The following is a 6,403-nucleotide window of genomic DNA, read 5'->3' as shown; positions in this document are numbered from 1 at the left end:
TGACATCGCTCGTGCCAGTGGTACAACACGTGAAACGGCGAGTAGTGTGATTAAGAATCTAGTGAAAGATAAGAAGATTAACTATCGTCAAAAACAATTCACTTTTTTAGATACTGTATTTTTTACGGACATTATTTCTGATTAATTGCTATCCCGTTGATATTGCTATGTAAAAATTGGAACCGAAGGGGATCCATTAAGATAATCATATTGAAGAGTCGATGATATTATCGGCTCTTTTTTCAGCTTAAAAATGGTTTTTGTCATATTTAATGTGCTATAATTAGATACTTGATTAAAATACGGTTAAACAAAAGTGAGAGAATTAAAGGTGAGTAATGATGAAAGAGTTAAAAATACTGTGGTTGATTAATCGAAAAAACATAAAATATCATCTTTTATTTGGTGTGTTACTATTAGTCACACTAATGACTGTAATTGGGAATATGAAATATCCTTCTAACCCACTAATTGAAAAAAGTCTCTTAGAAAGGCAAGCAACTAATCGAGTTTTAGAAGGTTTTCTAAAAATGGATATAGAAAGCAGACAAGCAAAGGAAGACCCTTTGTATTTAAGTTTAGTGAAACAATCTGAACTATTAAGTCAGCAAGAGTTAATGCTATTAATCGATGACCGGGAAAATTATCTTGAACGCTCTTTAGCGTTGGTGGAAGAACGTGAAGCATTCTATCATATCTATCAGAGTGAACTTTATCAAACGTTGATTCCTATCCGAAGTCAAAATGACAGGGACCGTGTCTTCTATCAAAAAATGAAAGATGACACAATACCACTTGAGAAAACAACTGCTTCGCTAGCAGCATCTATTCCTAAAGTGCTATTGATTTTATCAATTTTATGGTTTCCGTTGACCGCACTTGTAACAAGTAATATTTTTACCGACGAGCTTGAGCATCAATCTATTCGCGAAGGAATCCCATCAAGGCGTGTAGAAAAAATGGTGTTTAAAATCATCTTTACTTTAGGTTCATTTTTAATTGCTTTTTTATTAGTCATTATTTTAATGCTCTTTTTAGGTTTAGTATTTTCATTTGGAGATTTGAACTATCCAATTGGAATCTATACGTTTCATAATACGACCGTCCCAATTTGGCTATATATTATTATTGTTTTTAGTTATTTTTTATTTATTGGTTTGTTTAGTACCTGCCTATCTTTTAGTTTAAATGTCTTAACTAAAAATAGTTTTATTACATTCTTTATTAGTCTGTTTTTGTATGCTTCGTTTTACTTAATGCCAGAAATTATGACAAAATTAAATCTATTTCCAACAGTCTATTTACAAACAGCGACGGTCTTAAATGGTGAATTAAGTCAAGGACTTCCGTTTCTTAATCTTTATTTTGCGATAATGATTTTATTAATGTATAGCGGTATTTGCCTTTTAGTGGTTAGAGTGTTTGGTTTAAAAAAAGTGGGTGAACGAAGATGAAAACATACCTTAAACTTGAACTAAAGAAGTTTTTATTTTCAGCGAAAACAATTGCGGTTTTAATTGTTTTACTATTTTTAGGTCTCTACTATAGTTTGGTTTTCATTCCAAATAATCCTCCACTTGAAAAAATTGATCGCGAGCAGATTGAAACACAATATAATGAACGTAAGAATTTTATCGACCTTGATCGAATAACTACTAATTTACATCCTTCAGTTGCGACAGCATTAGCCATTTTTCCCGAGTGGAATCAAAAGGATAAAGCAAGGTTAATGGCACTTGACAAGGAAGCATACAAAGAATACGCAGAGCACACGGCGGATTGGTATCAGTTTTCGGATGAGATATACTTTAATCAGATTTTGACGACGAGTCGTTATCCAATTATTTATTATTCTTTAGCAAGTGGTTTTGGGTTTGAAGATGGTCATTATGCTTATAAAAGAGAGTCTGCAAAGTATCAACAACTTGCTAAAATCAGTGTTCCTCTGACAATACCAGCGATGAATGAACAGACTGCCGTTCAAGTTGTGGCAAATGAAGCAGGCCGATACTTACCAATGATTTTAATTGCAGCCTTAATTTTCTTTTTATGTGATATTGTCTTAATGGATCGTAAGTATCAAACCATTGAAGCAGGGTACCCGATAACACCTTTAGAAAAATTAGTTGTTAAATTCACTGTGGCACTAGTGGGACTTCTCTTAACCGTGGTTTCATTGCTCCCAAGTTTTATTATTTTATCTTTTAAATATGGTATAGGTTCATTGAAATACCCGATACCGATTTATCAAAATGATCATTTAAACAATGGCCATTTTGAAACCATAAGTTTACAGCATTATTATTTGATTTTTATGTTAAGTTTTCTTTTAGTTTTTATCTTTCTCTTTTTATTTATTATTTTTTTAAGTCTCGTATTCAAATCAGAAATAATTAATATTGCCATTCCTTCATTTTTATTATTTTGTGAACCACTTTATTTTATTCGAGGTGTAGGTGAATTTAAACCAGTTGAGTGGTATCCGAGTACCTATCTAAAAATTGGGAGTATCATCACGGGGCATCAAAATTACTTATATATCACAATGAAGTTAACCGTTGAAAAAATGATTATCCTTTTTAGTATTTTGATTGTGATTTTCATTTTGCCAGTCGTTTTATTCTCACAAAGAAAGGGTCGTAAGATATGATATCAGTTGAAAATTTATCTGTTCAATTTGACGGTAAGAAAGTTTTAAATCAAATTTCGTTTCAAGTGAAGACAGGTGAAATTATTGGTTTGGTTGCACCAAATGGAACAGGAAAGTCTACACTTTTAAATGCATTAATGAATTACATTAACCCGCATCATGGCATAATTGAGATTAATCAACTAAGATATCAAACAAGCCAAAGTGAAAAAAAGATTCATGAGTTAATTACGATGATGCCAGATCAGAGTGATTTATATGGTTTTTTAACAGGATATGAACATCTGAAAATGTACAGTCAAATGTGGTCAAAAACATCGATTTCTATCGATGGTGTTGTGAATCAATTGCAGATGGCACATTATGTACATCAAAAAGTCGGTAAGTATTCTTTAGGCATGCGGCAAAGACTTTGCTTTGCGATGCAAATTGTTGCCAATACACCATACATGTTGATGGATGAAGTAATGAATGGCTTAGATCCAACAAATATTTCATTGCTTTCGACGATTTTAGAACAAAAACGATGTGAAGGAAAAGCAATTATGATTGCTTCACATTTATTAGAAAATTTGGAATTATATGCCAATCGTGTTTTCTTTTTAAAAGAAGGACAAATTATTAAAGAGTATCAGCAAGATGCGCCAAAACAACGTGTCGTTAAGTTTAAAAATACTGATTTTGAATTTAAGCATCATTCTGTCTACCATTTGCCAAATGAAATTAGTTATTTTGAAGTCAATACAAGTGAAGAACTAGAGAAATATATTTCATTGCTGACTTCAAATGGCATTACTGATTTTTCTGTTGGTATCATTGATTTATCTGATTTATATGCTTATTATTTTGAAGAGAAAAAAGTCGAGGAGTGATCGAATGAAACAAATTGAAAAACGTATTGCTCGCTTGATTGCTTTTGGTGAATCACTAAAAGGGGCAAAAGTTTATTATCGAAAAGACTGGAGGACAACGTATTTTGATATTCTAGGCAAACAATTCGGGATGATGTCGCCAGAGGTCAGTGAGGATGCATTTATTACACTCAAAAATACTCCAGAAGAAAATGAGATATTAAAAGAAGCTTATCCTGAAATGGTCAATCCGGGGTATTATGCGAATAAAAAACACTGGAACTCAATAAAACTATCTGGAACAGAATTAACTGATGAAGAAATTGAAGCTTTAATTAAAATTTCTTATACCCTAGTTTGTAAGAATTTAACTAAGAGTCAAAAATTGGAACTTGAACAATTAGATTAGGCTGGAAGAGAAGGAGAAGATTTTAATGTGCGAACGTTTTTTTAAAGAAAATGCGTTGATTACCATTCCAAAGAAACAGAAAGATAAAGAAGCGGTATTTGAAAGAATCATAACGCTGTTTGAGTTTAATCGAATTTATAATGAAAAAGAAATCAATGAAATGTTAGGAGAAATCTATCCTGATTATGCACTTATTCGTCGTTATTTGGTGGATAGCAACTTATTACAACGAGATAATTATGGCGAAAAATATCAAAGAATAAAATAAAAAAGGCCACAAAGATCAACAATCTTTGTGGTCATTTTATTAATTTTAAAATACTTACTGACGAATTAAGTAATCAAATGCGCCTAATGCAGCTGTTGCACCAGAACCCATTGAAATAATAATTTGCTTATAAGCACTGTCTGTACAGTCGCCTGCAGCAAAGATGCCCGGTACATTTGTCATACCGTGTGCATCGGTGATAATTTCACCACGATCAGTTAATTCAATCGATCCTTTTAGCCATTCTGTGTTTGGCACTAAACCAATTAATATGAAGGCACCTTCGACATCGAGTGTGTGAACACTATCATCTAAACGGCTTTGGTACGTTAACGATTCGACTTGGTCATCCCCATTAATTGATTGAGTTGCGGCATTCGTAATTACAGTCACATTACTTAATGATTTTAATTTACGTTGTAAAACTTCGTCTGCTTTTAACTCAGGTAAAAATTCTAGAACATAAACATGTTTGACTAGTCCAGCTAGGTCAATCGCTGCTTCAATTCCAGAGTTGCCGCCCCCAATGACAGCAACGTTTTTGCCCGCAAATAACGGACCATCACAGTGAGGACAGTAAGCAACCCCTTTATTTTTAAATTCTTTTTCACCTGGAACGTTGATATTACGCCAACGTGCACCAGTTGATAAGACGACACTTTTAGCTTGTAGCATTTGGCCGCTTTCAAGGGTTACTTCAATTAATTCTTTTTTCTCGATTTTTTTAGCATTTTGACCTTTCATGATATCGACTTGATATTCTTTGACGTGGTCTTCGACTTGACGCATTAATTGAGGACCTTCAGTATACGGTGTGCCAATCATGTTTTCAATTCCTAGTGTTTCCATGACTTGTCCGCCGAAAGTATCAACAACCATACCTGTATTAATGCCTTTGCGGGCGGCATAAATTGCAGCACTACTACCAGCTGGACCGCCACCAACAACTAATACATCAAAGATTTCCTTATCAGATAGATCCTCAAGTGCAGCTGCACCTACGATTTTCTCTAAAATTTCTTCGATTGTAATTCGTCCATTCGTAAATGATTCATCATTTAGAAAAACAGCTGGTACAGCCATGATTTTTTTACGGTCAACTTCATCTTGATACATACTACCTTCAATCATAGTATGAGTAATATTTGGATTTAGAATTGCCAAGATGTTGAGTGTTTGGACGACATCTGGGCAATTGTGACACGTTAAACTAACGTAAGTTTCAAAGTTTAATTTTGTCTCAATTGCTTTAATTGATTGAATTAAGTGTTCTTCAATTTTTGGAGCCCGACCACTCACTTGAATGAGTGCTAAGATAAATGACGAAAATTCATGTCCCATAGGTAGACCAGCAAAAATTACACCGCTTTCATTACCAGGACGACAAACTTCAAAGCTTGGTGTTCTAGTAAGTTTGGTTTCTTCAATTGAAAGTCGTGAAGAGAGTGCAACTACACCCTCTAAAAATTCGCGGACTTTCTTAGAAGAATCACTATCATCAAGACTTGCTCTGAAGACAAGATCAGATTCTAATAGCGTTAGATATTGTTCTAGTTGCTCGATCGTTTGTTTATCAAACATTTAGTTTAGCTCCTTAAATTTTTCCGACTAAGTCAAAACTTGGTTTTAATGTTTCGCCGCTTTCTTTCCATTTAGCAGGGCAGACTTCACCTGGATTTTCGCGAACGTATTGTCCTGCGCGAATTTTATCAATTAAAGTACTTGCGTCACGGCCAATACCATCAGCATTGATTTCAACCATTTGGATAATGCCATCTGGGTCAATAATGAATGTACCACGTTGTGCTAAACCAGTTTCTTCATCTAAAACTTCAAATGAAGAAGCAATATGATGTGATGGGTCGCCAATCATTGTATATTCAATTTTTCCAATGGCATCCGACGTATCGTGCCATGCTTTATGTGTAAAATGAGTATCTGTTGAACATGAGTAAACTTCAACACCCAAATCTTGTAAAGTTTTGTATTGCTCTTGTAAATCTTCTAATTCTGTTGGACAGACAAAGGTAAAATCAGCAGGGTAAAAGCATAGAACACTCCACTTTCCTTTGAAATTTTCACTTGAGACAGAGACGAATTCTCCTTGTTTGTAAGCCTCAGCTTGAAATTCAATAACTTCTTTTCCAATTAATGACATAAAAAAACATCCTCCTATAGAATTATTTAAAGTAAGAATTAGCTTCTTCTTTATAATTATTATAAAT

Annotated in this window: 7 protein-coding genes; 5 read left to right on the top strand and 2 right to left on the bottom strand. The window is 33.7% G+C overall.

All coding sequences use genetic code 11. The features are described from left to right. The first annotated feature begins 341 nt into the window (after nt 1-341). The 5 genes from ESZ54_RS01425 to ESZ54_RS01405 are packed head-to-tail and all read left to right on the top strand — an operon-like array spanning nt 342 to nt 4,178. A complete protein-coding gene (locus ESZ54_RS01425; protein WP_136135892.1) occupies nt 342-1,454 on the top strand; it encodes a hypothetical protein in 1,113 nt (370 codons plus the stop codon). Continuing rightward, nucleotides 1,451-2,650 (top strand): hypothetical protein, encoded by a 1,200-nt coding sequence (locus ESZ54_RS01420; RefSeq protein ID WP_136135891.1) that lies wholly within the window; start codon nt 1,451-1,453, stop codon nt 2,648-2,650. Before ESZ54_RS01425 ends, ESZ54_RS01420 begins: the two co-directional genes overlap by 4 nt. Further along, nucleotides 2,647-3,522: an ABC transporter ATP-binding protein gene (locus tag ESZ54_RS01415; RefSeq protein ID WP_136135890.1), complete on the top strand. Its 876-nt coding sequence runs from the start codon at nt 2,647-2,649 to the stop codon at nt 3,520-3,522. The genes ESZ54_RS01420 and ESZ54_RS01415 overlap by 4 nt, the downstream gene beginning before the upstream one ends. A gap of 4 nt (nt 3,523-3,526) precedes the next feature. Beyond that, nucleotides 3,527-3,910, top strand: coding sequence for an MmcQ/YjbR family DNA-binding protein (locus ESZ54_RS01410; protein ID WP_136135889.1), 384 nt, complete (start codon nt 3,527-3,529; stop codon nt 3,908-3,910). Between the two features lie 25 nt (nt 3,911-3,935). Then, nucleotides 3,936-4,178, top strand: a complete 243-nt coding sequence (locus ESZ54_RS01405) for a DUF2087 domain-containing protein (RefSeq protein WP_136135888.1) — start codon at nt 3,936-3,938, stop codon at nt 4,176-4,178. A 54-nt stretch (nt 4,179-4,232) separates the two neighbouring features. On the opposite strand, the gene ahpF is transcribed toward ESZ54_RS01405, so the two are convergent. After that, entirely contained in the window at nt 4,233-5,759 is a 1,527-nt protein-coding gene (ahpF, locus tag ESZ54_RS01400; protein WP_136135887.1) for an alkyl hydroperoxide reductase subunit F, read from the bottom strand. Nucleotides 5,760-5,772: 13 nt separating this feature from the next. After that, complete coding sequence (gene ahpC / locus ESZ54_RS01395; protein WP_136135886.1) at nt 5,773-6,336, bottom strand: alkyl hydroperoxide reductase subunit C; 564 nt, start codon at nt 6,334-6,336, stop codon at nt 5,773-5,775. Nucleotides 6,337-6,403 lie beyond the last annotated feature (67 nt).

It is taken from the genome of Vagococcus silagei, assembly GCF_004795745.1.
GTDB lineage: Bacteria > Bacillota > Bacilli > Lactobacillales > Vagococcaceae > Vagococcus > Vagococcus silagei.
Note: the sequence above shows the minus strand (reverse complement) of the source record. Positions and strands in the feature narration are given on the sequence as shown.